Raw genomic sequence first — 24017 nt, forward strand, 5'->3', positions numbered from 1 at the left:
TGAATGTCCTCGTGTGCTTCAGAAATAACCTTGCTTCTTGCGCTGTTCCATCGCGGCTTCGGAGGCCTGGTCGTCCATCCGGGTCGCGCCGCGTTCGGTGATCTCGGTCACGGCCGTCTCGGCGATGATCTTCTCGACGTCGTCCGCATCGCTCGCCACCGGGCACGTGCAGCTGATGTCGCCCACCGTGCGGAAGCGCACCTGCGCGATCTCGCTCGTCTCGCCTTCGCGCATCGGCGTGAGCGGCGTGACGGGCACGAGCAGCCCGTTGCGGCGCACGATCTCGCGCTGGTGCGCGTAGTAGATCGACGGCAGTTCGAGGTTCTCGCGGGCGATGTACTGCCACACGTCGAGTTCGGTCCAGTTGGAGATCGGGAACACGCGCAGGTGCTCGCCCTTGTGCAGGCGTGCGTTGTACAGGCTCCACAGTTCCGGGCGCTGCGCCTTCGGATCCCACTGGCCGAATTCGTCGCGGAACGAGAAGATCCGCTCCTTCGCACGCGCCTTCTCTTCGTCGCGGCGCGCGCCGCCGATCAGCGCGGTGTAGCCGTGCTGCTCGATCGTCTCGAGCAGCGTGACGGCCTGCGCGGCGTTGCGCGAATCGGTTTCGCGGCGCAGCACGACCGTGCCGCGCTTGATCGAATCCTCGACGTGGCCGACCACCAGCTCGGCGCCGAGTTCTTGCGCGCGGCGGTCGCGGAAGTCGATCACTTCCTCGTAGTTGTGGCCCGTGTCGATGTGCACGAGCGGGAACGGCAGCGTCGTCTTGCGGTTCGCGCCGAGGCCGAAGGCCTTCAGCGCGAGATGCAGCACGACGACCGAATCCTTGCCGCCCGAGAACAACAGCGCCGGCTTGCTGCACTCGGCGACCAGCTCGCGCAGGATGTGGATCGACTCGGCTTCGAGCCAGTCGAGGTGGCCCATGCGGTTGTCGGCACCGGTGGGCGGGGCAAAGGCGGATTGCTCGAGCGTCGTGCTCATGATTTCAGTCCTTCTCTTCTGGGTTCGTGCCGCCCGCTGTCGCAGGCGGCGCAATATTCGGTTTCTGGTCGGCTGTCAGTGCGCGGCGCCGGCTTCGGCGTTCGCGGGAATCGGCGTGATCGTGATGTGCAGCCCGCATTCCTTCGTGTCGCGCGACTCCCACCACCAGCGGCCCGCCCGGCTGTCCTCGCCAGGACGGATCGCGCGGGTACACGGCTCGCAGCCGATGCTCGGGTAGCCGCGCGCATGCAGCGGGTTGACCGGCACGTCGAACGCCTTCAGGTACGCCCACACGTCGGCTTCCGTCCAGTCGGCGAGCGGGTTGTACTTCGCGATCCCGCGCGCTTCGTCCTGTTCTTCCTCGTGCAGCTCCGCACGCGTGACCGACTGCTCGCGACGCTGGCCCGTGACCCACGCGCCGACGTCGGCCAGCGCACGGTTCAGCGGCTCGACCTTGCGGATGTGGCAGCACGACTTGCGCAGCTCGACGCTTTCGTAGAACGCGTTCAGGCCGTGCTCGGCGACGTACTGGTCGACCGCGTCCTGCTGCGGGTGAAACTGCTCGATCTCGTAGCCGTAGCGCTCGCGCACGCGGTCGATCATGCCCAGCGTTTCCGCATGCAGGCGGCCGGTGTTCAGCGAGAAAATGCCGATCGACACGCCCTTGGACAGGATCGCGTGCGTGAGCAGCATGTCTTCCGCGGCGAGGCTGCTCGCGAACTTCACCTTCTCGTGCCGGGCGCCGATCCGCGCGAGCAGCGCGTCGAGGCGCTCGACCTTCGCGGCGAGTTCCGGCGTCAGTGCGGTGGCGGTCGCGGTGCTCATGCGCTCACCTTCGCGTCGGGCGTCGCTACGTCGGCGCGGCGGCGGAACAGCGGCGCCGGCTCGTCGAACGCGCCCTGGTAACGCTGCGTGAATTCGCCAAACGCGTTCAGCGCGTCGTGGATGTCCTTGTCGGCACGCACCGCGAACGCGTCGAAGCCGCAACGCGACATGTACAGCAGCTGGTCGCGCAGCACGTCGCCGATCGCGCGCAGCTCGCCGGTCCAGCCATGGCGCTCGCGCAGCAGGCGGCCGATGCTGTAGCCGCGGCCGTCCGCGAAGCGCGGGAATTCGACGGCGATCAGCGAGATCGCGCCGAAGTCGGCCACGAGATCGGCCGGCTCGCTGTCGGGCGCGAGCCACACGCCGAGTTCGTCCTTCGTCTTCGCGGCGACGAGCGCCGCGCGCTCGGCCTGCCACAGGGTGAACGGCACCAGCACCTTGCCGGCCGGCAACGCGTCGACCGCGGGCAGCGTACCGTCTTCCGCCGCGCGCACGACCTGCCATGCGTCGTCGATCACTGCGCGGTTCTTGATAATCGAAGCCATCTGCAAATTCCTTCTAGCCGGTTGGTTACGCGTTCACTGCCTGGCGCGCCGCATACACGCGCTCCTTGAACGGTGCGAGGCCGATGCGATCGTACGTGTCGATGAAGCGCTCGCCGTCGATGCGCGCCTCGACGAACGTGTCGATCAGCTTCGCGATCACGCCCGGCACTTCTTCCGCCGAGAACGACGGCCCGATCACGCGGCCGAGGCGCGCGCCGTTGCGGCCCGTGCCCTGCTCGCCGCCGAGCGACACCTGGTACCACTCGGCACCGTCCTTGTCGACGCCGAGGATGCCGATGTTGCCCACGTGATGATGACCGCACGAGTTCATGCAACCGGAAATATTCAGCGACAGGTCGCCGAGGTCGTACACGTAGTCCAGATCGTCGAAACGCTGCTGGATCGCCAGCGCGATCGGGATCGACTTCGCGTTCGCGAGCGAGCAGAAATCGCCGCCCGGGCACGCGATGATGTCGGTCAGCAGGCCGACGTTCGGCGTCGCGAAGCCGGCCGCCTTCGCCTTTTCCCACAGCGCGAACAGGTCGCGCTTCTTCACGTTCGCGAGAATCAGGTTCTGCTCGTGCGACACGCGCAGTTCGCCGAACGAGTACGCGTCGGCCCAGTCGGCCACCAGATCCATCTGCGCGTCGGTCGCGTCGCCCGGGGCCACGCGGTGGTCCTTCAGCGACAGCGTGACGGCGGCATAGCCCGGCACCTTGTGCGGCGCGACGTTGCGCTCGACCCAGCGCGCGAACGCCTTGTTCTCGAGCAGGTGCTGTTCGAACGATCCGTCGGTGTCGGCGAGCTTCTCGTAGACGGGCGGCACGAACGACTGCGACACGCGGTCGAGCTCGGCCTGCGTGAGCGTCGACGGGCCGTCCTTCAGGTGCTGCCACTCTTCCTCGACCTGCTGCGCGAACTTCGCGGGCGACAGCGCCTTGACGAGGATCTTGATCCGCGCCTTGTACAGGTTGTCGCGGCGGCCGTAGCGGTTGTACACGCGCAGCACGGCTTCGCAGTAGGTGAGCAGGTGCTGCCACGGCAGGTCTTCCTTGATCACCGCGCCGACGATCGGCGTACGGCCGAGGCCGCCGCCCGCGAGGATGCTCGCGACCACGTCGCCCTGCGCGTTCTTCTTCAGGTACACGCCGAGGTCGTGGATCTGCACGGCCGCGCGGTCGTCCTTCGAGCCGGACACCGCGATCTTGAACTTGCGCGGCAGCCATGCGAATTCGGGATGGAACGTCGACCACTGGCGCAGGATCTCGGCCCACGGACGCGGGTCGATCTCCTCGTCCTGCGCGACGCCGGCGAACTGGTCGGCCGTGATGTTGCGGATGCAGTTGCCCGACGTCTGGATCGCGTGCATCTGCACCGATGCGAGCTTCGCGAGGATTTCCGGCGTGTCTTCCAGCTCGACCCAGTTGAACTGGATGTTCGAGCGGGTCGAGAAGTGGCCGTAGCCGCGGTCGTGTTCGCGGGCGATGCGCGCCAGCATGCGGAGCTGGTCGCTGCGCAGGTTGCCGTACGGAATCGCGATGCGGTGCATGTACGCGTGGCGCTGCATGTACAGGCCGTTCTGCAGGCGCAGCGGACGGAACTCGTCTTCGCTCAGCTCGCCCGACAGGCGGCGGCGCACCTGATCGCGGTACTGTGCGACGCGTTCGTCGACGATCGTCTGGTCGTACTGGTCGTACTGATACATTCGGGGACCCCAGGGTTTTCGTGGTGACCGCGCGACGTCCTAGCCACGTCGCGCCCGAATCTCCGTTCCGCCGCCACCGCCGGCGGCCTTCCGCTGCCCGGCTGGATTGCTAATGACGAAAACAGATATCCATATTTGAAAAACTCCGGTGAATCGTAATAAACTCGCCTTATATTTCAAACGACTAAAAAATTCTGTTGATATGCGGAAGGGTTATAAATGAACCTGCACCAATTTCGCTTCGTGCGCGAGGCCGTCCGGCAGAATTTCAACCTCACCGAGGCCGCCAAGGCGCTCTACACGTCGCAGCCGGGGGTTTCGAAGGCGATCATCGAGCTCGAGGACGAGCTCGGCGTGGAGATCTTCACGCGGCACGGCAAGCGCGTGCGCTCGCTCACCGAACCCGGAAGGATCATCCTCGCGTCGGTCGAGCGGATCCTCCAGGAAGTGGAAAGCCTGAAAAGGGTCGGAAAAGATTATGCGGCGCAGGATCAGGGCAACCTGACGATCGCCGCCACCCACACGCAGGCGCGCTACTCGCTGCCGGCCGCGATCGCCGAGTTCAAGAAGCGCTTCCCGAAGGTGCACCTGTCGATCCTGCAGGGCAGCCCGACGCAGGTGGCCGAGATGGTGATCCACGACCAGGCCGATCTCGCGATCGCGACGGAGGCGATCGCCGACTACAAGGAACTCGTGTCGCTGCCCTGCTTCCAGTGGCATCACGCGGCCGTGGTGCCGGCCGACCACCCGTTGCTCGAACGCAAGCCGGTCACGCTGGACGATCTCGCGCAGTACCCGCTGATCACGTACGACGATGCGTTCGCGGGCCGCAAGAAGATCAACCATGCGTTCGCGCTGCGCGGGCTGGCGCCGGACATCGTGCTCGAGGCGATCGACGCCGACGTGATCAAGACCTATGTCGAGCTCGGCCTCGGCGTCGGGATCATGGCCGACATCGCGTTCAACCCGGAGCGCGACCGCAACCTGCGGCTGATTCCGGTCGGCCACCTGTTCGGCAGCAACGTGACGCGCGTCGCGCTCAAGCAGGGTGCCTATCTGCGCAGCTATGTGTATACGCTCGTCGAGCTGCTGTCGCCGACGCTGAACCGCAAGCTGATCGAGCAGGCGCTCAAGGGCGAAGCCGAATCGTACGAGCTTTGACCGGCGCCCCAGGCCGGTCGCTTTGCGCCAGACGCCCCGCGGGGATCAGTAACACCCTGGGGCGGCCGGCGTTTTCTCGAAGCGACGTGTACGTGTATAACCACAGGGGCGCATATCGCGCCCCTTTTCGTTGCCCGACGGAGATTCCCGCATGACGCTTCCCGCCCTGTTGCGCCGCGCCGCCGGCGCCGCCCTCGCGCTCGCCTGCATGGCCGCGCATGCCGACCTGAAGGTCGGCGTCGACCTGTCGTCCACCGGCCCGGCCGCCGCGATCGGCATCACCAGCAAGAACGCGATCCTGATGTGGCCGAAGACGATCGCCGGGCAGCCGGTGCAGGTGACGGTGCTCGACGACGCGTCGGACCCGGGCACCGCCGTGCGCAACATCCGCAAGCTGGTCGACGAGGATCACGTCGACGTCGTGGTCGGGCCGAACATCACGCCGGCCGCGCTCGCGGCGCTCGACGCGGTGGCGGCTGCGCAGACGCCGATGATCACGCTGGTCGGCTCCGGCGCGATCGTCGAGCCGCAGGAAGGCGCGCGGACCTGGGCGTTCAAGATGGCGCAGAGCGACAGCGCGATGGCCGACGTGATGACGCGCTACATGGCCAATCACGGCGTGAAGACCGTCGGCTTCATCGGCTTCGCCGACAGCTACGGCGACAGCTGGCTCAATGAATTCACGCGCTTCGCGCAAGTGCGCAAGATTCGCGTGATCGCGACCGAGCGCTTCAACCGCACCGACGCGAGCGTCACCGGCCAGGCGCTGAAGCTGATCGCGGCGAAGCCCGATGCGATCCTGGTCGCAGGCTCGGGCACGCCGGCCGTGCTGCCGCAACGCACGTTGATCGAGCGCGGCTACAAGGGCGCGATCTATCAGACGCACGGGATCGCAACGCCGGAATTCATCAAGCTCGGCGGCAAGGACGTCGACGGGACGCTGTTCCCGACCCAGCCGGTCGTCGTCGCGCGCACGTTGCCTGCCGATCATCCGGCGCGCAAGGCAGCGCTGGCATTCGTCGACGCCTATGAAGCGAAATACGGCGCCGGCACCGTCACGCAGTTCGCGGGCGACGCGGCCGGCGTGTACCCGCGCCTGTCGGACGCGGTCGGCCGCGCGCTGAAGACCGCGCAGCCGGGCACGCCCGCCTTCCGCGCGGCGCTGCGACGCGAACTCGAACGCGCGAACGAGCTCGTCGTGCCGAACGGCGTGGTCAATACCAGCGACAAGGATCACGTCGGGCTCGATCAGCGCGCAAGCGTGATGGGAATCGTCAAGCATGGCCAGTTCGTCTACCTGAGCCAGTAACGCGCGAACGGCTCGCCGGGCATCTTGCCCGACGCCCCGTTTTCCGCCATAATCTGCCGTTCGCCGCGCGCAACCGCAGCGCGGCCAGGATCAAAAAGCCCAGGTGGTGAAATTGGTAGACGCAGGGGACTCAAAATCCCCCGCCGCAAGGCGTGCCGGTTCGATTCCGGCCCTGGGCACCATGACATAGTTCCGGGAAATTCCCGGAAGTCCCAAAACCCGCGACAGCACAAGGCTTCGCGGGTTTTTTCATTCCGGCAAAGTGCCGTGTGGTGCGTAGACAGCCGGGGGCAAGCGGGGGCAACATTGGGGGCAACCCATCCGAAATTGCCTTACCTGTCAGGAGTTGCCCCCGTGCCATTAACCGATACAGCCATCCGGAACGCCAAGCCTGCCGACAAGCCCGTGCGCCTGTTCGACGGAGGCGGCCTCTATCTAGAAATCGCCCCGAGCGGGGGCAAGTGGTGGCGCCTCAAATACCGGTTTGGGGGCAAGGAAAAACGCTACTCGCTCGGCGTCTACCCGGAAGTTACATTGGCGACCGCACGGAAGAAGCGCGACGAAGCCCGTGAAAAGCTCGCTGCCGGCATCGATCCGGGTGAAGCGAAGAAGGCAGAAAAAAGAGCCAGCCTGCTCGCGGCCGCCAATTCGTTTGAGGTTGTCGCTCGCGGTTGGATGGACGAGCGCAAGACGACTGTAGAGCCAGCGCAGCATGACAAGACGCTCGCCCGCATGGAGAACGATGTATTCCCATGGCTCGGCAAGCGCCCTATCGCTGAAATCGACGCCCCGGAGATACTGGTTGTACTGAAGCGCGTAGACGGGCGCGGAGCGAGATTTACGTCCCATCGCATCCGCAGCGAGATAAGCCGGGTATTCCGCTACGGCATCAAAGAGGGGCACTGCAAGACCGATCCAGCTCGTGATTTGGTAGATGCCATTCCGCCCGCCCAGACAACGCACTTTGCCTCGATCACCGAGCCCGAGAAAGTTGGCGAGATGCTTCGCGCGTTCGACGGCTTCACGGGTACATTCCCAGTTCTCTGCGCGCTCAGACTAGCCCCGATGCTGTTCGTCCGCCCCGGCGAATTACGCAAGGCGCAGTGGTCACAATTCGAGCTCGACAGGGGCGAGTGGCGCTATTTCGTCAACAAAACGAAAACGGATCACCTTGTTCCACTGGCTACACAGGCGGTTGCGATTCTGCGCGAGCTTCACGCCCTGACTGGCGAAGGCGTCTACGTGTTCCCCGGTGCTCGCGACCGAAACCGGCCGATGAGCGAGGCCGCTATCAATGCAGCCCTTCGTCGGCTTGGCTACGACACACGCACCGAGATTACCGGTCACGGCTTCCGGGCAATGGCACGGACGATCCTGCATGAAGAGTTGGAGGAAAAGCCGGAAGTGATCGAGCACCAACTAGCGCATACCGTCCCTGACAGCCTTGGGCGGGCGTACAACCGAACAAAATTCATCAAGGCCCGACGTTCGATGATGCAACAGTGGGCGGACTACCTCGACAAGCTCAAAGCCGGAGCGGAAATCATCCCGATCGCGGCGGCAAGATAGACCCGTGCCGCCACACGTATGACCCCCTTGCCGCGCGCCTCCCACCGATTTCTCAGGGTTGGCATTGCACTGCCGCCCCCCTGCACTTCGGTATGAATATGACCCCCCTTAGGCGGGCCGGGAGTAGGAAAAACACGCGGGTGTGAGCCCCCGCGTCTTTGCCCTGGACGCAGGGTCCCCCGCTTTCCGGCCGCCTCGACACTTGCGGCCGGCGCAACAATGCCCGATCGGGGCGCATCGCGGACACCCCCCTCGAAAACACGTTGCCGACACCCTTCGAATCCCGGAGATCCGCGCCCCGCTTGGCTTCAAGGTCGATGCAGTCGGTCGACGCCTGTCCGCTCAGTGCAAAACGAGTTGGAGATTTGGAGATAAACGCCTGAATCGGCCGCAAAGCCTTATGGAGTAAGGCCTCGCGTGTCTCCAAACGATTTGGAGAACGCTGGAGATACTGGAGATAAACCGGGCTGGATTGTTACGGTTACGGCAAGATTCGCGGCAGCCGCCGGCCCGGTTCCATCTGGAGCGGACCGCTCAAAGTAACTTTGACGCGCAGGCCAAAAATGCCGCGCAAAGGAATGCCCGCCACCGCCCTCCCGGACGGCGGCGGTGCATTTCACAGCTCAAGTGTGAAGATGGACGGCAACACGCGATAGACCATGAACTTGCCGTGACCGGGGATGTACTCCTGCCGGTACGGATAGCCGTCACTACGCGGCATCAGCACGCCCCGCTTCATCAGTGCCTTGGCGACGATCTTGTGATCGAAGCCGGCGCACACGTCCTTGCGGAATACGGCCGCCTCGATCAGGTATTCCGTCTCGACGCTTTCGGCATCGTCGGCGCTCATCTTGCCGCCGAACTCGGCGTAATACTCGCGATCGGATGCGATGGGTGTGCGCCGCTCGTCGCGCTTCACGTGCTGCTTGAAGCCCGCTCGATGCGGCACGTTCGGCCGATGGTCGTCCTGCGCACGGTTCATCCACACGAAACGGTTGTCGCCGTGCGCGGCGAGGAAATGCTGTACCTGCCGCACGGCTTCCGCCTCGTCCGAATTGCCGGTGCCGCCGCGTAGTTCGAGCCAGCCTTCGAAGCAGCGACGCGCGGCCTCGACCGCTTCGCCCTGCGGCCAGCCGGTCAGCCCGTGCGCCGTCGCCAGCTCGCCGGCCACCGCAACGAGGCAGAACCGCTTGGCGACGCGCGCGACCTGCGAATGCGAGCCGTCCGGCACCCATTGCCCGACCAGCTCGTCGACGCGCATGCGCAGATGCTCGGCCAGCTCGCCGGCCTGCGACGACGCCCACTCGATGAACGCAGGGCCGGCCGTGCCGTAGTGCATGCCTGCGTGCCGCTCTAGATGCTCGATCAGCGCGGCCGGCGTCGGGAAGCCGTGCAGCTTCTCCACGACGCCCATTTCGCCGACTTCGGCCGGGATCGCTGGCAAGCGCACCTCGATACCGCCTTTCATCGGCTTGTTGCCCTCGGCCATCAGCGCGGACACGCTCTTTTCGCCGTTCGACAGGAACAGCAGCCGCCACGTGAGAACCGGCTTGGCCGAGCCGCTACGCGACGCGCGGGCCTTGCCCGACTCGTTCGCAAGCATGTAAATCACATCGCCGACCAAGCGCGGCTCGACCTGTCCGATTTCGTCGAGGATCAGCAGCGCGTCGCTATGCTGCGTGGCGACGGCTTCGAGCGCATTGTCGGTTGCCTTCCAGCTCCGCACGTAGTCGGGCGAGCCGAACACGGACGCGGCGATGACGCCGCCCGTCGACTTGCCCTTGGACGTCGTGCCGAGCAAGTGGAAACCTCCCGACTGAAGCCCGGAGAAGTGCAGCAACGGACCAGCGAAGGCGGTTGCGACGCAGAACAGCAGGCGGCTGTTGCCGACGCAGTAGGCCGCGACCTCGCGCTGCCAGTCGTCCAGCGTGCCGCGCTCCTTGAACTGGCTCTGGATCGGCGTGTCGGCCTGATAGATCAGTGCTTCTTTGCCGGTGCCGATGACGCGATCGGGCAGCACGAACGCGCCGTGATGCCAGCCGACGCGCGGCACGCAGCGCACGCGCTCGTCCGGCTGCGCCATCTGCACATAGTTCGCGATCTGCGTGCGGGCGATCTGCGTCACGCCGAGCTTCACGCCCATATCGAGCAGCATGCGGCGCAGCTCCGTACCGTCGCCGGCAAAGAGGCCGGCCGGCACCGCCCACCGTTTCAGGATGCCGTCGCGGTCCGTGAATTCGAGCAGGTAGCCCCACTCGCTGTTCATCTCGTTTCGCGTCTCCGCGATCACGTCGATACGCGTGCTGACCCAATGCGGCGGAAGCGGATCGCCTTGATTGTTGAAGCCGTGAAACCACACGCCCTTGTCATCAACGACGAACCGCGACTTACCGTCCTGCGCGCGGGCTGTTTTCGGACGCTTGGCGGGCTTTGCGGCGGGCAGTGCTGCCTTGGCCTTGCCGGCATCCGACGAGCCGGCCGGCGCGAGTGCAGCACGCACGGCGGCGGCCACCGCATCCGGGCCGACGTGCGCAGCCAGGTCGTTAAAGTCGGTCCCGGCCGCCGGGCGGTTCGGACCGAAATCGGGCACGGCGACGATGCCGGCGACGGCCTCGGCCGCCGCGCGGGCCTTCGTTACCCCCGGATTGCCCTTCGTCGTGTGATCGTCGTCGGCGCACACGACGATGCGCGCATCCGGATACTGGCCGCGTAGCGCCGTCGCCACGGCGTGCAGGTTGCCGGCGTCGAACGCGACAGCGGCCGGATAGCCCGACGCGGCCGCGAGCGTCGCGCACGTGGCGTAACCCTCGCCAATCAGCAGCGTCGACGACACCGGGCCGCCGATCAGCGAGAAGCAGCCCGCCTTGCGGCCGTTCGGCAGATAGCGCTTCTGGCCGTCCGTGAGGATGAATTCCAGCGTCCACAGCTTGCCGTCCGCATCACGCGCCGGGATGACGAGTGCGCCGTCGCATGCGGCCGTGCCGATGCACAAGCCGCCGCGATAGATGCGCAGCGCGTCGACCGGGATGCGCTTGCGAACAAGATACGGGTGATCGGCCGGCGCAGGCTCAGCCGCCGACCAGATCGATTCAGCGAGCGCCGACGCGGCTTGCTGCTTCTCGGTCAGTTCGGCCAGCTCGGCCGCCTCGCGAGCCGCGCGTTCGGCCTTCTGCCGCTCGCGTTCCGCTGGATCGACCGGCTTCGCTCGATGCGCGCGCGGATCGAAGCCGCCTTGTTTGGCGAAGTGGAATAGCGTGTTGATGGTGATCTTGCCGCCCTTGAACGACTTCCACACATCGCGCGCGTCTTTGCCGTTGTAGTTCTGCGCGCCTTGGCTCCATTCGTTCCAGAGGGCAAAGCCCTCCTCGTCAAACTCGGCCTTGAGCGCCATCCCCACCTGACGCCACGTATCGCGGTCGTCGGGCGGGACATAGCCGAGCGCGACTCTCGCCCGCTCGAATTCGGACATGGGTGCGTTACTCATAGGTTCCCACTGGACGCGCGTCGGTCCACTTCCGATTAGTAGTCCATATCGGGCAAGCAGCTACCCGACGCGCGAAGAATTGAAGATGCGATGCCTAGCGGCGGAGCGTCAGCCGGCCGCGCGAGGCACCGACAGAACCGCACCGCCGGCCGTGACGTCGTTGCTATAGACGTAGCGGCCGAGCCGCGACTCGCCAAGGGCATCGTTGGCCGCCTCCAGCGCCGCGCCGATCGACGGCAGGGATGCGCGGAACAGGCTCAGCACAAGCCAGAAGTCGTCATCGGACATGGCCTTGTCGGCCGCCCAATGCAGGCTGTCCAGCAGCTCCATGGCGTCGCTGATCCGCGTGCCGATTCGGTTGCGATCGGGGCGGTTCACCTCGGCCACGAAGTGCGGCGCGAGCGGTTGCACGGCGTTCTTGTTCGTCTTTGCCATGGCCGGTCCCTTAGTGTGTCGTGCGCGGTTCGCGCGTGACGAGGCCGAGGGCCGCGAACAGGTGCTGTTGCACGCGGCCCATCAGGCCGGCCGCGAACGCTTGACGGCTGATCGTCACGCGATGCGCGTCGACGTCGCCTACGTCCTGCATGGCGGCTTCCATGCCGCGTGCGAACGCGGCGGCTTGATGTGCCGCGTAGTCGTGCAGGCGCACGTCGCCTTTCAGGTCGAGCCACGCGTCGGCGCAGATCGCGCCAAGGTCGACGGCGAATTGCAGCTCGATCGGAGCGCCGGTATCGAGCGGCGGTGCGTTGTCGAATCCGTCGACAACCGCGGTTCGGATGCGCTGATCAGTCATGGCACACCTCTGGTTGCGCGGTACGGCGCATTTCGGCCGAATAGCGGCTCGCAACGCTTTGCCCCATGTCAACGAGTGCTCGCTCGTAAGTGCCCTCCGCAAGATGCGAGCGGACAGCATCAAACAGCGCTTCGAGTTGGGCGAATTGATGGGCCGCACACATGGCAATCATCGCGACTTCGTTCGGAAGGCGGAATTCAGACATGGCGCACCTCCAGAATCGACGTGAGGAGTTGCCCGACGTCGATCGTGCAATCCAGCTCCGCTTCGCCGCGAATCGGCGTGAGGTTCCAGTCGTGGACGGCTGCATGCGTGAATTCGCCGAACCGCCGGTCGTGGACGCTGCGCCCCGTGACGGGGCCGCCCAAGATCCGCACGCGCCAATCGTGATCGGGCGTCGGACAAGCCGATGCCACCTCGACCAGCATGCCGATGCGCGAGCGCGCATCGCATTTCGTGACGATCGCCAGATCGCCAATCTTGCAGCGCAGGTCAGCCATGACGCACCTCCGCACGGACGAGCGCCGCGATCGCGGCCAGTGCTGCACCGGTCGCGTCGAGCGCATCTTGATACGTGCTGGCGGTTGCCGCGTCGCGCAGTGCTGTACGGACGATGGATTGAATGAGGTGGGATTGCTGCCCGGTACGGGCGTGCGAGGGCTGGCGCAAGATGCGACCTCCGACGTTGGCGTTTCGGAAGCCCGCGCCCCACTGCAAATTGGGGTGGGCGGGCGAATAGCAGGGTTTGCAGACCGGAACGTCGGCACCGGCAGGCCGAAGCCTCCCCACCATCGCCCACCCATTGAAAAGGCGTGCAAAGGCACACGGACGTAAAAAAGCCGCTCATTCGCGGCCGTCCGCCGACATTTTCCGGGCTGCAAATCCCGGGCCGCTGCTGTTTCAGCGACGCGCATAGGATACCGCGTGGTGCCAGACGAAGCAAATCGTGCCCCCGTCGCCGCGCATTGCCGAGTACAAAGTGACTTTGAGCAAGCATCAGGCGGCCTCCCCCTTGAGTACGGCGGTTGCCAGCTTGAGCTGTTCGATATCCAGTTGCGAGCTGCCCTGCGCCAGTGATTGACCGAGCGCGACGCCCCGCAGCATGGCGCTGACTTCCAAGCGGCGCGTCACGTCCGTGCACTGCGCATCGATGTCGTTGTAAAGCGCACGATAGGCTTTCCGCAGCTGTCGATACTGCCGACGACGATAGTTCGTCGAATCCTGTTCAGCAGCGACGATCGCCTGGACGAACTTCTCGCAGGCGGTGCCAAGTTGCTTTGTCGTCAGGTGCGGGGCTTCGAGCGCGAGCGTCGAGGCGAGCGTGACGGCGATCGCTACGAGCTTCCCGGCGTCGTCGCCACGGTTCCAGAAGCAGCCCTCGATGTCATCGAGGATTCCTGCGAGCTTGCGGAGTCGGGCGTCGCGGCAACGCACGAACGCGGCGTCGCGGGCCGTGACGGCCGCGCCCATCGCACGACCATACGGGCCGCCGCGACTGATCAGCGGGGCATGCGCGCTCATGCCTGCCCCCGTGTGGACTGACGGGATTCAACCCATTGCTGGACGTCGTTCGCGCGCCAGCCGACGCTACGAGCACCTAACTGGACCGGCGCTGGAAACTTGCCTTCACGAATCCAGCGATACAGCGTTGTTTTCTTGACGCCGACGCAATCCAGCACACCAATAAGTCGAAGAATCTTAAGAGCCATTTTCTGTTCAGAAATGGCCTGTTCCGCAAGAAGGAGGAAAGCGGCGGCAATAAACCGCGCCGTACTATCAAAGTACGGGCGCAATGAAGTTCGCGGAAGACGCACAAAGTAATCTTGCAAAGTTACTTTGCACGGCGCGCCGCGCGCGGTATCATTCGTCCTAACAAGAGCTATGCGTTTCCTAGGCGCGATGGCTCTTGTCGTTCCCCCAATTATGGAACAGGCAGCCAAGCCAAAAAATCGCCGGTGGGATGTGTTGGTAGCACACCCCCGGCACCCTCTCGTCAGCTCGACGAAATATGCTCAACGATTGAGCATTCCTCGCCTTTTTTCCTTGCATCGCCCACAGATCCCTAGAGCCGTGTTCGATTAGGTACCAACAAGTGCCGCCATTATATCGAAAGGTCTGCCCCCATAAAAGATTCGTCTCGGATTATCCAAGACCGCAATACATGGTGTCACCGTTTGGCCATCTACGGTCGGCGTTCGCTAACGGACATTCGCGCAAATACTGTCCGCGCGTGATGCCGTCAAAGGAGCTGTTTCTTTAGCTGTATCTTGGGGAGATTGCGGCACCTGATCGACGCATAGAATCCAAATACGGCATATTTCGACTAACCCCAAGGCGGGTTTAAGGCGCTTGACCGCGAATGATGTCATCCGCCATTTTCGTAGCCAAGAAGTCCGCCTGAAGCATCGGCTTGATCGCGCGCCCCCACGCCCGCCGCTCATCGTCCGGAAGAGCAATTGAGGCACCGATTATTCTGCGCTTTTCCCACTCGTCGCATCGGTCGAACCATTCGCGGATTGTCCGGAACTCCTCCCTTGTCAATCGCCCCTTTAATCCTTCCAGGGCGATCATCGAGGGGTACGTAACACTGTCCTTGTTGGGAACTCTTACGATGTGAATGAGTGCAGGTTTTCGAAAATATCCATCGCTGGAGAGCAGCTTCGCCAGCGTTGCTTGATGCCACTCAAGCGAGCCAAAGCCAGATGATAGGACCAGTTGCGAGTAGTAATTGGTTATATTTTCTTTGTTTCCCTGAGGAATAACGTCACTATTTTTTAACAACATATCGACGAAGTACTCCAGCGAATAAAGATAGTCCCCGCACAATATCGCCACTTGCTCCAAAAAATCAAAGTTCTGCTGTATTAGGCAGGCAATAATCAGCTTTTGGATGCCGGAAAATTCCGGTATTCCGTTGGCTTTGAGTGAGTTGATTTCGTGGGGGATATCAATTTTTTTGAATGCATCATATTTATCGCTGGCCGGCATTATGAACGTTCGCGCGATTCGATTGTAGCCCCCCGTCAATTTCGTTACTTTCTTGATGATTGCCTCTGGGCTGTCATCAGGCTGAGTCGCGGTAGCCTCCTCATTCTTTTCAGACAGATAGAGTTTTGTCTTCCCTGTGTTCAACATCAACCCGTCACGAAAGAGGCGCGTTGTAAGCAGGTTCATCCAGCGCTGCGCAGTAATGAGGTTTGGTGCGAAAATTCGAAAATCGTCAACGTAGCGAACAAACTTAACGCCTTCATCGATGAGATATCTATCAACGTCGATAAGGGCGGCCTCCGCAATTATCCGACTTGCCGCATTACCAACCGGTATTCCGTAGCTATCTTTCTTTGACCAAAGGAGTAGCAAGCTATTTAATGCGGTGACAATTTGCTGATCAACCCCGACATCCAAGAGAGTCGACTCGACGCGATGAATGTTAATGCGATCATAGAATGACGCAATATCGCATTGGACAACGTATGTACAGGCATCCTCGTTCGCTAGTTCTTTGACCCGCTCCCGCCAATCGCCATAGCCAATGCTCTTATCGAAAAGTGTTCCCTCATTCGGCGCGAATCTTGCCGAGTAAACGATTTTGTCTGCAACCGGAATTCTAGCCCGCTCTATCTCTTCTGCGGCCTGAAGTACGATGGCAGTATATTTCGCCAAACATAACGGATCAATTATTGCGGCCTTTCGATAATCAAAGACATATCGATTTTTTGGGGTTAAGATGTGCTGAACAGGCTTGAAGCCCATGTCATATACATTTCCCCTGCGAACTTTTGCGCGGACTTCGCTAATAATATCCGCCTTGTGCGCCTTGATTAACGTCGTTTCCAACGTTTCTCGCGTGATATCGCTGGAGCCATGAACCGCTAGGTGCTCAATGCTAAGACTGCAGGCGTCATCTAGGTTCATGGCTTTGAGGACCCTATTTGTGACAATTCTTTTGTCGAGTATCCAAGGCAGATCAGACTTATCGACCGACAGCATACGGGATGCGGACTGAGGCTACGTCGATGAACGCTTGCCGGCGCTCGCCTACAGGAGGTCCTCGATCTCGATAACCCCAAAGTTCTTCGGGTTCAACAATTGGGCGGACTTGCTCTTGATGTGCACGTCACCTTCAACCCGAACCATCTTCGAGTTGTCGTGCGCCACGACTGCCTGATGATAGTCATCGCCCATCAGCTCGACTTGCACCTTGCGCTCGACGTCACCAACGGTTGAGTCGATGGTGATCGTGCCTGACGTTTCGTCCTTCGGCCTGCTCAGCTTAGTGATGTAGCCGGTCAGCCTGCGCTCGGGAAGGATGTAATCGCCCTTGTAGTAGTCCGTCGCCTTTTCCAACGCCTCAACGTACCTGCCATCGAACATAAACTTTGCTGGCTCGGTCTCGAAGAGTGGGCTTGGAGCTGCCGTCACTGTAATCTCGAAGTTCCGGTTGTGCTTTTCACCGCTGAAGCCTAGCAACGCATCGCACATGTTAGAACTTGCACCAGCGAGAACAGCCTCGTCAAAAGCGCCGAGGTCGCCCTTCTCTTCGTAGGTCGCAGTCGCCTTCTCTAGAGCACTCAGGCCGGCGACTAGGTTCGAAGTGATTGCTTGCGCGAGCGGGATCGTGGTCACGTTATTTGACCCATCGCCAACCATCTGCACTGGAGCGATAACATTGACGACATAACTACCAATCTCGGTCTGCCCTAGCAACAGCGTCTCAAGGTATTCCTTCGCCTCCTTTGGAGCACCTCGGGTGAATTGCTTCCGCTTCGCGTAAAGCGACCGCGCTGCCGCAGACAAAAGATCCTTAGCCTTTGCGATCAGGAGAACGCCGTCGTTGATGGGGATCGTTCCGTCGTTCGTGTCGTCATGCACCACACGAATAGTGATGACATTCGCGAACAGCCGTTTGACTTCGTTCAGGACCTCATGGACTGCGCGTCCTTCAAAGGACGCGATCGACGCGAGAGCGTCCCGAATCCGCTGACGGTAGTCCTTGACGTACGAGAACGGCAGGACCACCTCGGCGTCTTCATTGTCCTGCCGGTGCCAGGTCGTTGCGACGTTGCGAATCTTCCCGTCTTCGAACCACTGCTTGTGTTCTAGGTATGCCCTTAGCTGGTAGGAGGACACCTCACGGTCCAGGCGGCGATCGGAGCTAGTCATAGCCACTCCCCCTCGCTAGCGCGATCCATCATAGCCTTTAGGGTCTCGGTCGTTAGCCGTTGATTCAACGGAATCGAGACCGTCACCGTGTACATGTTGTCGGTCGGCTCGTAGTCGCGCAGCGAAAGCCAGTAGCAGTTTTTGTGAAGCTCTATGTGCTCGTCGTTGTGGCCGATCCAGTGCTCAACATCTTCAGGTACAAGCAGTACCGCGAGATAGCGCGGGGAGGCGAAGTCAGAGCCCCGGAGGTCGTCGTAGTTCTTGCGGGGAAGTGGGAACTTGATCACTTCACCATCGACAAAATCTTGCGAGGTGCACTTGAGCTGAAACTCGATTTGCGGGCTGCGAACAAGGTGCCCGTGGTACCCCTTACTCTTGAAAGCAACATCAATGCTGTCGTCGTCAACGGATGACGAGGTACGGTTCAGTCCTGCATGCGCGGCGAGCGCGCATACGTAGGCGTAGTTGAACTCCTCCTTCTGCTTCTGCGGGTCCATGCGCGCGTGTATTCATTTTTTATATGGTCGCACAGTAGCATGGTTTCCCGCCGCCGAAACCCTCGGCATTCGCGACCGGCTTTCTCCTTGGAGGTCGTTGGAACAGGAGGCTCGAACGGCAGGTCATTGGCCAGCAGCGGAAGTCCAGTGAAGAAGTTCGATCGACCGCGATCGCTGCAAAGCGGCTGATGGGCGTCACACCTCGAAGGACCGCAACGGGTCGGTTGTTAGTGGGACCTTCCTGTCTGTCCCAGCGAACGACCAGAAGGCAATCGGCCTCCAATCAAATGCGCCTGTCCAAAACCGATCCCTTGCGGACAGGGGCATTTTGCCCTGTCCGTAAATAAGGGTTGAAATGTTTTGGACATTGCCTTACATTCGGACGTCCATTTCGTACAGATTGAGTGCCCGATATGTCCCGAACCTTTGCCTATGCCCGTGTCAGTACGTCCGACCAGACCACCGCGAACCAGTTACGAGAGATCGAGGCGGCCGGCTTCTCGGTCGACAAGCGCCGCGTTGTGTCGGAAAGCATTTCGGGGAGCGTAAGCGCCGATCAGCGGCCGGGGTTTGCGCAGTTGCTCGTCAAGATGGAAGAAGGCGACGTGTTGATCGTGACGAAGCTCGACCGACTCGGCCGCAATGCGATGGACGTGCGGGCCACAGTCGAGGGATTGGCCGAACGCGGTATCCGGGTTCATTGTCTCGCCCTGGGCGGCGTCGATCTGACTAGCGCGGCCGGCCGGATGACGATGCAGGTGTTGAACGCGGTGGCCGAATTCGAGCGGGATCTGTTGATTGAGCGCACGCACGCCGGTATCGCTCGCGCGAAGGCGGAAGGCAAGGCGATGGGGCGGCCGTCCGCCCTGTCAAACGAGCAGCGGGCGGACGTGCTGCGCGAGTTGGACGCGGGGGCAAGCGTGGCCGCACTTGCTCGGCGATTTGGCACGAGCCGCCAGACGATCATGCGGGTACGCGACGCAGTCTAAGCGGCGCGCGTCGTTCAACTCACGCCCTGCTAGAGCCCGACTCAGCGGACCAAGCAGACAGGTTGTCTGGCTGAGTTCGGCCAGAAGGAGACCGTCATTCGATGCGCCGCCAAGACATTGAGACGGCTGCTGAACTCCGCAAGCGGTCACTCGATCGTCGAGTGCCGGCGTCGCGCTATCGACCTTTGTCTATGGGGCGGTTTTATATCACCGAAGGCGACAATTGTTTCCAGTATTCCTTGGCTTCGATCGTCCAATTGATGTGACTTGATACTCCATCAAGCCCCGGAAACAATGTTGCATCATTGAATCCGTAATATGACAACTGGCTACGCAACGTATTTCTGAACCCCTCTGAGATCCGAATTTCGTCCAGACCCAGAACACCCTTGGAGTCCGCTCGAATTGGCAACTTAGGGTCGGGATGTATCGTAAATGCTCCACTTTGACTCGTTATGCGTTCGGCGATCCGATGAGTTCGAAATACTGCCAAATCTGAGAACTTGTGGGGACTACTTTCGGTCTCTGGAGGAACTGTCCATTGAAATTTCGCTGCGTAAACGATCGCATCGCCCGGTTGCTGTTCACGCACAGCGAAGTAGCATGCTACGAGCGGATTGAGCGACCAGTCTAGGAGACGAGTGGCGAGGCCATGATGCTGCCCAACGGCAAGCCATTCCCAATCGTCTTGAGGTCGTGAAGTAATGTAGGCGACAGCCTGCCGGCGCCATGACTGAAATACGACTTTATCGTCTATCTGCTGGTACGGCTCTCGGCCGGCCTTCGGGATCAGCGGCCAATCTGCTTTGGCATGCCCTCGGAAAATCCAGCGCTTGTCAGACCGGTACGCATCGAATGCGGCGTGCAACTGCTCGAAAGTTGAAATCATTGCCATAGGAATTTGTTCAGTATCGACCTATTATCACTGACCTTCTGCCATTTCAGCTAACGACAGTTTCTACGGGAAACTTGAGTTTACGTTCTATCTTCGACTTTATGCGCTGCGCTTTCGATGTCGCGATCGAGGGCCGCTGTACTTTGGAAGCCGCCATAGAGGTCCGCTCGTGACGAGCGGCGGTAATGGGTCGATCACGGCCCTTGATGAGGTGACGTCCACGTAATCTCAGACCTGATCTGCATCCGACTGAGAGATCAGGTCTGGACTTGCGCATCTCAGCCCCCGAATCACCAATCTTGTCGCGATTATGCCGCACTTGCTCGTGCCAATCACTGACGTGATGCGACGGTTGCAAAGTAGCTTTCTAGCGTGACGGCGGCTCGGGGGTGTGGGCGCGCGGGGCGTTCTTTGCGCGCAGCGTTCCAGAAGGCGGGGCAACTCTCAACGTCGTCGTACGGGCCCCATGGCTAAGCAGCCTGTCTCCAACTTTATCTCCAAGAAAATGTGTACTTTGGAGATAGACTTGGAGATGACCACAGCCTTACCAGACAAGGCTTACAGGCCGATACAACCGTCTATCTCCAAATCTCCAAATATTTTTGCTTCCGGCGGCACAGCAACGTTCCGCACGGCACGGGCCTTCGACTGATCGAGCCTACGCCGATACGCCCGTCGGTATCTTCTGAACGACCTCGCCCGAACGGCACACGCAGCAGAGCGATATGAATTCTGCGGCTGCCAGAAGCGCGGGGGGCAACTCTGGGGGCAACTCAGCAACACCCAACAAGCAATGCCCTTACACTACCGGCATCACAGAGAATTATTTCATTCCGGCCCTGGCACCAGAAGAAAAGCGCAAGAGAATCGAAAACTTGCGCAGCGCCTTCCCCCCGGAGGGCTGTAGAAGACCGAAGCAGCAAACATCTTCCGAGCGACAAGACGCGCCGAAGAGTCTGCCGGAACAGAGCCCCGTGTCAGTGATGACCGGGGCTTTTTCTTTTCGCGCTTCGTCCAGTGGCCAACAGCGGGTTCGCCGGCCTGCTCCCGTTCCTGCTCGACCGGCTAATACGTGCGGTGCGCCGCCCCCTCGAGCTTCGAACTCGCATGCTGGCCCCCCGGAAGAACGCACGGGTAACGTACGGCAGCAGCAATGAAACACCGCTGAAGCAAAAGCCGTCACTTCGGGGATCGCCCACGTATCGGAATACAAATAGGCCAGCCGGTCAATTGCCCCCAGCCATCAGGCGATTACCACAAACATATAAATCCGATGTTTGCTTGACGGCATATTTTGTTTTATTGCGCAGCCAAATTTCAACGTTAAATATTTGCAGAACCTCATTTAACAAATATTCACAATGATCCTGTAGGATTTGTCAGCTTGCCGAATTTATGCCAAGCAATAAACTCAGATCACGTTATGTTTCAGGCGCCCCGTATAGAAACAAATAGAGCCAGACACACCCTTGCTTAATCGAGCTCCATTCTCGATTCATTCCGGAGTGGCCGGGACGTTTTTTGCAAAACGACGCAGCCCTATAGGACATTCACATACGAGATCGCAGGTCGGCAATTTCCATCCAGTCTGTAGATATTGCGCAATAAACGAAAAACGGCCGACCGAGCGAGGCGCAATACCTTCATCGCGACATTAAGATCATAGAGGTCGTTAAAATGAGTGAAACGCTTACAGATGTGACGCCGGATCAGATTGCCGAACTCGACAAGAAATCGCAGGCGGCCTACGATGTCGCGATCAAGAACAGACAAGCACTGGTCGCCAAGAAGCCGGAACTAAAGACTGCCTTTGACCAGAGCGTGCATCCGCAATCCTTGTGTGGTTGCGGATCCCGGCTGTATATCTGCGGATATTTTTCCTTCGAGGGTTGCGGCAGCGGTGGCGGGCCTAATAACGAAACGGTCTGTATCAGTTCGTCACGTGCCAATATCGGCCCCCAGCCCAATCAAGGGATCCAGGTGACGCTCGCTGGGCACGCTACAGGGGCGGGAACGAATATCGACCTTTCCAACATCTACATGCAGGGGATAGTTCCCGACGCCGCCAAACTGATCGGCGTTTCGCTTTCGTTCACGCTATCGATCAATTCCGGCTCGGTTTCCCTGACCATATCGGAAGGCCCGCGGTTGCTGGCCGTGTTGGTCTCCGGATCGGGGGTACAGGCCAACGGCGAGTTCACGGGCTCCGGAAGCGGCGTGTTCACGCAAGCCTGAAGCAGCCGGCGGTACGACGTTACGTCACTGGCGCGCGCTACACGCCCGAGGCCAGCCGACGACCCCTCAGGGCGTCACTTCGACGGCGCCCTGATCCGTTCAATAGAAAGACATCCATTCAGGACACGAAATGACTGCCATTACCCTCAAATATTCTGGAACGCCTTCACTCTATTTGTCCGTAGACAGCAACGGACTATTGGCGTTCAGCGAAAATCCGTCGATATGGAACACCAGCAACCCTGTCACCAGTAACGAATTCGAGAAGGTGACGTTGCAGCTGAATTCCCCGGGAAATGGTTTTGACAAACGGTATCTCAGTTGCCCTCCCAATCCGGAGTCCGGCAATCCCTTTTTGCTCCTCCCGGATGCTCATCTCGCTGCCCGGCTTTCCCAGCTCGGCCCGAGCATCAATGGTTTTCCGATCACTGTCAACGGCCTGACGAATGCCTTCCTGAACCGCACCGTTGAAAACGATGTCATCGTCGGAAGCGACGGGATGCAAGCTTTTATCGTGACCCCGGTTTAACAGTCGAGAAAGCACTTCGCTTCAACAAAATTCACGCGGCATTCTTATCCGAGGAAAACCGGATGAACAAGGAAGCATTGAAAAACGATGCGCGATTCCAGGCATTCGCGTCTCGTGATAGCTCGGCGTCGTTGGCCTTCGTCGCGGTCACGGGAGGAGATTTCGTCGACAAGTTCGGCGCACGTTGACCGACGTGTCCGATCGTACCGATTGAGGTAGCAGAAAGCTGAAGAGAAGCGAGTGGCGTTGATGTAATGGGTAATTGACGCCACTCGATGCCCCGCTATGGTCTTCCGTCCCGATACTCGGGGTTTAATCTGGCCGGCTCGCCTTGTCCGATTGTCGCGTGACGCACTTCCCAGCGCACGACCGCGTCGCGTCCTGTCACATCGCCTCAGCCCGTCAATTCCCGCACGAAGTCGAGAAACACGCGCACCTTTGCGGAAACGAGATTCGACGCATGGTGATACGCGTAGAGCGGGAATGTCTCGTCCGCCCATTCCGGCAGCAACTGTACCAGCCGCCCGTCGGCGAGGATGTCCCTCGCATAGAGTTCCAGCAGCTGCGCGACGCCCTCACCGCCAACGCATGCGCCGAGCAGCGCGCCCGTATCGTTGACCGTCAGCCGCCCGGTGGCATCGAACGGCACCACCTCGTCGCCGCAATGGAATTCCCATCCGTACGGCCGGCCCGTCACCGGATCGCGAATCAGCACGCAGCGGTGGCCGTCCGCGAGATCCCGCGGGTGCCGCGGCTCGCCGTGACGCGCAACATAGGCCGGCGACGCGCAGGTCAGCACATGCGTCTCCAGCAGCAGCCGCGCACGGTATGACGACGGCTCCGGAATGCCGAAACGCACCGCCACGTCGAACCCGTCGGCGACGAGGTCGCCCATCCGGTCGCGCACGCTTATCTCGACGGACAGTTCGGGGAAGCGGTCGAGGAATTCGGCCATCCTCGGCGCCAGCACGTAGTGGCCGAAGGTGCCGTCCACGTTGACCCGCAGCCGTCCCCTGACGCGAGCGCGGGAACGGCCGGCGTCGACCGCCGCCTCCTCGATGCCGGCCAGCAGCGGCGCGACCGCCTCGTAGAAGCGCCGCCCTTCGTCGGTCAACGTGATCGCGCGCGCCGTGCGGTTGAAGATCCGGATGCCGACGCGCTCTTCCAGCCGCGCGACCGCGCGGCTCACCGCCGGCTGCGTCAACCCCATCGCCTCGCCCGCGCGCGCGAAGGTGCCGGCCTCGATCACCGCCGAGAGCACACCGATACCGCTGAGGAGCCTGCTGTCGAATGCCATCAGACATACTTTCAGTCATTCTTGATCTGATCATTATTCA

24 protein-coding genes and 1 tRNA gene are annotated in these 24017 nt (G+C 61.4%); 8 read left to right on the forward strand and 17 right to left on the reverse strand.

What is annotated here, in order from left to right; translation table 11 throughout:
- Positions 1-18: 18 nt before the first annotated feature.
- From cysD to FFI87_RS12855, 4 genes are all read right to left on the reverse strand, one after another.
- Positions 19-981 carry a sulfate adenylyltransferase subunit CysD gene (gene cysD, locus FFI87_RS12840; protein WP_012364488.1) on the reverse strand — a complete coding sequence of 321 codons (963 nt, stop codon included), beginning with the start codon at positions 979-981 and terminating at the stop codon, positions 19-21.
- 75 nt (positions 982-1056) lie between these two features.
- Complete coding sequence (locus FFI87_RS12845; protein WP_138847308.1) at positions 1057-1806, reverse strand: phosphoadenylyl-sulfate reductase; 750 nt, start codon at positions 1804-1806, stop codon at positions 1057-1059.
- A complete protein-coding gene (locus FFI87_RS12850; RefSeq protein WP_138847307.1) occupies positions 1803-2351 on the reverse strand; it encodes a DUF934 domain-containing protein in 549 nt (182 codons plus the stop codon). The genes FFI87_RS12845 and FFI87_RS12850 overlap by 4 nt, the downstream gene beginning before the upstream one ends.
- 25 nt (positions 2352-2376) lie before the next feature.
- Positions 2377-4056: a nitrite/sulfite reductase gene (locus tag FFI87_RS12855; protein ID WP_138847306.1), complete on the reverse strand. Its 1680-nt coding sequence runs from the start codon at positions 4054-4056 to the stop codon at positions 2377-2379.
- 219 nt (positions 4057-4275) lie between these two features.
- On the opposite strand from FFI87_RS12855, the gene FFI87_RS12860 reads away from it, so the two are divergent.
- The 4 genes from FFI87_RS12860 (at position 4276) to FFI87_RS12875 (ending at position 8095) form a co-directional block, all read left to right on the forward strand.
- Entirely contained in the window at positions 4276-5217 is a 942-nt protein-coding gene (locus FFI87_RS12860) for a CysB family HTH-type transcriptional regulator (protein ID WP_126228346.1), read from the forward strand.
- A gap of 151 nt (positions 5218-5368) precedes the next feature.
- Positions 5369-6526, forward strand: a complete 1158-nt coding sequence (locus tag FFI87_RS12865; protein WP_138847305.1) for an ABC transporter substrate-binding protein — start codon at positions 5369-5371, stop codon at positions 6524-6526.
- Positions 6527-6623: 97 nt separating this feature from the next.
- A tRNA-Leu gene (locus FFI87_RS12870) sits at positions 6624-6708 on the forward strand.
- A 172-nt stretch (positions 6709-6880) separates the two neighbouring features.
- Positions 6881-8095 (forward strand): tyrosine-type recombinase/integrase, encoded by a 1215-nt coding sequence (locus FFI87_RS12875; RefSeq protein ID WP_138847304.1) that lies wholly within the window; start codon positions 6881-6883, stop codon positions 8093-8095.
- A gap of 616 nt (positions 8096-8711) precedes the next feature.
- On the opposite strand, the gene FFI87_RS12880 is transcribed toward FFI87_RS12875, so the two are convergent.
- The 11 genes from FFI87_RS12880 to FFI87_RS12930 all read right to left on the reverse strand — a co-directional run bounded on the left by FFI87_RS12880 (position 8712) and on the right by FFI87_RS12930 (position 18032).
- Positions 8712-11564 carry a DUF927 domain-containing protein gene (locus tag FFI87_RS12880; protein WP_186381701.1) on the reverse strand — a complete coding sequence of 951 codons (2853 nt, stop codon included), beginning with the start codon at positions 11562-11564 and terminating at the stop codon, positions 8712-8714.
- A 123-nt stretch (positions 11565-11687) separates the two neighbouring features.
- Positions 11688-12014, reverse strand: coding sequence for a hypothetical protein (locus FFI87_RS12885; RefSeq protein WP_138847302.1), 327 nt, complete (start codon positions 12012-12014; stop codon positions 11688-11690).
- A gap of 10 nt (positions 12015-12024) precedes the next feature.
- Entirely contained in the window at positions 12025-12372 is a 348-nt protein-coding gene (locus FFI87_RS12890) for a hypothetical protein (protein ID WP_138847301.1), read from the reverse strand.
- On the reverse strand, positions 12365-12577 hold the full coding sequence (locus tag FFI87_RS12895) for a hypothetical protein (RefSeq protein ID WP_138847300.1): 213 nt from the start codon (positions 12575-12577) through the stop codon (positions 12365-12367). Before FFI87_RS12895 ends, FFI87_RS12890 begins: the two co-directional genes overlap by 8 nt.
- Positions 12570-12872: a hypothetical protein gene (locus FFI87_RS12900; RefSeq protein ID WP_138847299.1), complete on the reverse strand. Its 303-nt coding sequence runs from the start codon at positions 12870-12872 to the stop codon at positions 12570-12572. Before FFI87_RS12900 ends, FFI87_RS12895 begins: the two co-directional genes overlap by 8 nt.
- Complete coding sequence (locus FFI87_RS12905; protein ID WP_063598016.1) at positions 12865-13041, reverse strand: hypothetical protein; 177 nt, start codon at positions 13039-13041, stop codon at positions 12865-12867. Before FFI87_RS12905 ends, FFI87_RS12900 begins: the two co-directional genes overlap by 8 nt.
- A gap of 327 nt (positions 13042-13368) precedes the next feature.
- Positions 13369-13893 carry a hypothetical protein gene (locus FFI87_RS12910; protein WP_138847298.1) on the reverse strand — a complete coding sequence of 175 codons (525 nt, stop codon included), beginning with the start codon at positions 13891-13893 and terminating at the stop codon, positions 13369-13371.
- On the reverse strand, positions 13890-14201 hold the full coding sequence (locus tag FFI87_RS34830; RefSeq protein WP_261378256.1) for a helix-turn-helix transcriptional regulator: 312 nt from the start codon (positions 14199-14201) through the stop codon (positions 13890-13892). Before FFI87_RS34830 ends, FFI87_RS12910 begins: the two co-directional genes overlap by 4 nt.
- A gap of 511 nt (positions 14202-14712) precedes the next feature.
- Positions 14713-16362 (reverse strand): RNA-directed DNA polymerase, encoded by a 1650-nt coding sequence (locus FFI87_RS12920; protein ID WP_138847297.1) that lies wholly within the window; start codon positions 16360-16362, stop codon positions 14713-14715.
- A gap of 48 nt (positions 16363-16410) precedes the next feature.
- Positions 16411-17535, reverse strand: coding sequence for a hypothetical protein (locus FFI87_RS12925; protein WP_138847296.1), 1125 nt, complete (start codon positions 17533-17535; stop codon positions 16411-16413).
- Positions 17532-18032 (reverse strand): DUF4365 domain-containing protein, encoded by a 501-nt coding sequence (locus tag FFI87_RS12930; RefSeq protein WP_138847295.1) that lies wholly within the window; start codon positions 18030-18032, stop codon positions 17532-17534. The genes FFI87_RS12925 and FFI87_RS12930 overlap by 4 nt, the downstream gene beginning before the upstream one ends.
- A 413-nt stretch (positions 18033-18445) precedes the next feature.
- On the opposite strand from FFI87_RS12930, the gene FFI87_RS12935 reads away from it, so the two are divergent.
- Positions 18446-19021: a recombinase family protein gene (locus FFI87_RS12935; RefSeq protein ID WP_010114312.1), complete on the forward strand. Its 576-nt coding sequence runs from the start codon at positions 18446-18448 to the stop codon at positions 19019-19021.
- Between the two features lie 202 nt (positions 19022-19223).
- Here FFI87_RS12935 and FFI87_RS12940 read toward each other — a convergent pair whose 3' ends face one another.
- Positions 19224-19916, reverse strand: a complete 693-nt coding sequence (locus FFI87_RS12940) for an FRG domain-containing protein (RefSeq protein WP_081469718.1) — start codon at positions 19914-19916, stop codon at positions 19224-19226.
- Between the two features lie 1677 nt (positions 19917-21593).
- Between FFI87_RS12940 and FFI87_RS12950 the strand changes: the two genes are divergently transcribed.
- The 3 genes from FFI87_RS12950 (at position 21594) to FFI87_RS34835 (ending at position 22868) form a co-directional block, all read left to right on the forward strand.
- Positions 21594-22151, forward strand: a complete 558-nt coding sequence (locus FFI87_RS12950) for a hypothetical protein (RefSeq protein ID WP_012364492.1) — start codon at positions 21594-21596, stop codon at positions 22149-22151.
- A gap of 130 nt (positions 22152-22281) precedes the next feature.
- Positions 22282-22680, forward strand: coding sequence for a hypothetical protein (locus FFI87_RS12955; protein WP_138847294.1), 399 nt, complete (start codon positions 22282-22284; stop codon positions 22678-22680).
- 62 nt (positions 22681-22742) lie between these two features.
- Positions 22743-22868, forward strand: a complete 126-nt coding sequence (locus tag FFI87_RS34835; RefSeq protein ID WP_012364494.1) for a hypothetical protein — start codon at positions 22743-22745, stop codon at positions 22866-22868.
- Positions 22869-23074: 206 nt separating this feature from the next.
- On the opposite strand, the gene FFI87_RS12960 is transcribed toward FFI87_RS34835, so the two are convergent.
- The gene (locus FFI87_RS12960) at positions 23075-23977 is read right to left on the reverse strand and encodes a LysR family transcriptional regulator (protein ID WP_138847293.1); all 903 of its coding nucleotides are present in this window, start codon (positions 23975-23977) and stop codon (positions 23075-23077) included.
- Positions 23978-24017 lie beyond the last annotated feature (40 nt).

Origin of the sequence: Burkholderia sp. KBS0801, from assembly GCF_005937855.2 — a bacterium.
Taxonomy (GTDB): domain Bacteria; phylum Pseudomonadota; class Gammaproteobacteria; order Burkholderiales; family Burkholderiaceae; genus Burkholderia; species Burkholderia ambifaria.

What these genes read in the sequence shown, in the direction of transcription:
- FFI87_RS12860 (WP_126228346.1), top strand. Translation starts at nt 4,276, where the DNA reads ATGAACCTGCACCAATTTCGCTTCGTGCGCGAGGCCGTCCGGCAGAAT.
- FFI87_RS12940 (WP_081469718.1), bottom strand. Translation starts at nt 19,916, where the DNA reads ATGGCAATGATTTCAACTTTCGAGCAGTTGCACGCCGCATTCGATGCG.
- FFI87_RS12850 (WP_138847307.1), bottom strand. Translation starts at nt 2,351, where the DNA reads ATGGCTTCGATTATCAAGAACCGCGCAGTGATCGACGACGCATGGCAG.
- FFI87_RS12955 (WP_138847294.1), top strand. Translation starts at nt 22,282, where the DNA reads ATGACTGCCATTACCCTCAAATATTCTGGAACGCCTTCACTCTATTTG.
- FFI87_RS12845 (WP_138847308.1), bottom strand. Translation starts at nt 1,806, where the DNA reads ATGAGCACCGCGACCGCCACCGCACTGACGCCGGAACTCGCCGCGAAG.
- FFI87_RS12865 (WP_138847305.1), top strand. Translation starts at nt 5,369, where the DNA reads ATGACGCTTCCCGCCCTGTTGCGCCGCGCCGCCGGCGCCGCCCTCGCG.
- FFI87_RS12930 (WP_138847295.1), bottom strand. Translation starts at nt 18,032, where the DNA reads ATGGACCCGCAGAAGCAGAAGGAGGAGTTCAACTACGCCTACGTATGC.
- FFI87_RS12900 (WP_138847299.1), bottom strand. Translation starts at nt 12,872, where the DNA reads ATGGCTGACCTGCGCTGCAAGATTGGCGATCTGGCGATCGTCACGAAA.
- cysD (WP_012364488.1), bottom strand. Translation starts at nt 981, where the DNA reads ATGAGCACGACGCTCGAGCAATCCGCCTTTGCCCCGCCCACCGGTGCC.
- FFI87_RS12925 (WP_138847296.1), bottom strand. Translation starts at nt 17,535, where the DNA reads ATGACTAGCTCCGATCGCCGCCTGGACCGTGAGGTGTCCTCCTACCAG.
- FFI87_RS12895 (WP_138847300.1), bottom strand. Translation starts at nt 12,577, where the DNA reads ATGTCTGAATTCCGCCTTCCGAACGAAGTCGCGATGATTGCCATGTGT.
- FFI87_RS12950 (WP_012364492.1), top strand. Translation starts at nt 21,594, where the DNA reads ATGAGTGAAACGCTTACAGATGTGACGCCGGATCAGATTGCCGAACTC.
- FFI87_RS12885 (WP_138847302.1), bottom strand. Translation starts at nt 12,014, where the DNA reads ATGGCAAAGACGAACAAGAACGCCGTGCAACCGCTCGCGCCGCACTTC.
- FFI87_RS12920 (WP_138847297.1), bottom strand. Translation starts at nt 16,362, where the DNA reads ATGCTGTCGGTCGATAAGTCTGATCTGCCTTGGATACTCGACAAAAGA.
- FFI87_RS34835 (WP_012364494.1), top strand. Translation starts at nt 22,743, where the DNA reads ATGAACAAGGAAGCATTGAAAAACGATGCGCGATTCCAGGCATTCGCG.
- FFI87_RS12855 (WP_138847306.1), bottom strand. Translation starts at nt 4,056, where the DNA reads ATGTATCAGTACGACCAGTACGACCAGACGATCGTCGACGAACGCGTC.
- FFI87_RS12935 (WP_010114312.1), top strand. Translation starts at nt 18,446, where the DNA reads ATGTCCCGAACCTTTGCCTATGCCCGTGTCAGTACGTCCGACCAGACC.
- FFI87_RS12960 (WP_138847293.1), bottom strand. Translation starts at nt 23,977, where the DNA reads ATGGCATTCGACAGCAGGCTCCTCAGCGGTATCGGTGTGCTCTCGGCG.
- FFI87_RS12880 (WP_186381701.1), bottom strand. Translation starts at nt 11,564, where the DNA reads ATGTCCGAATTCGAGCGGGCGAGAGTCGCGCTCGGCTATGTCCCGCCC.
- FFI87_RS12890 (WP_138847301.1), bottom strand. Translation starts at nt 12,372, where the DNA reads ATGACTGATCAGCGCATCCGAACCGCGGTTGTCGACGGATTCGACAAC.
- FFI87_RS12910 (WP_138847298.1), bottom strand. Translation starts at nt 13,893, where the DNA reads ATGAGCGCGCATGCCCCGCTGATCAGTCGCGGCGGCCCGTATGGTCGT.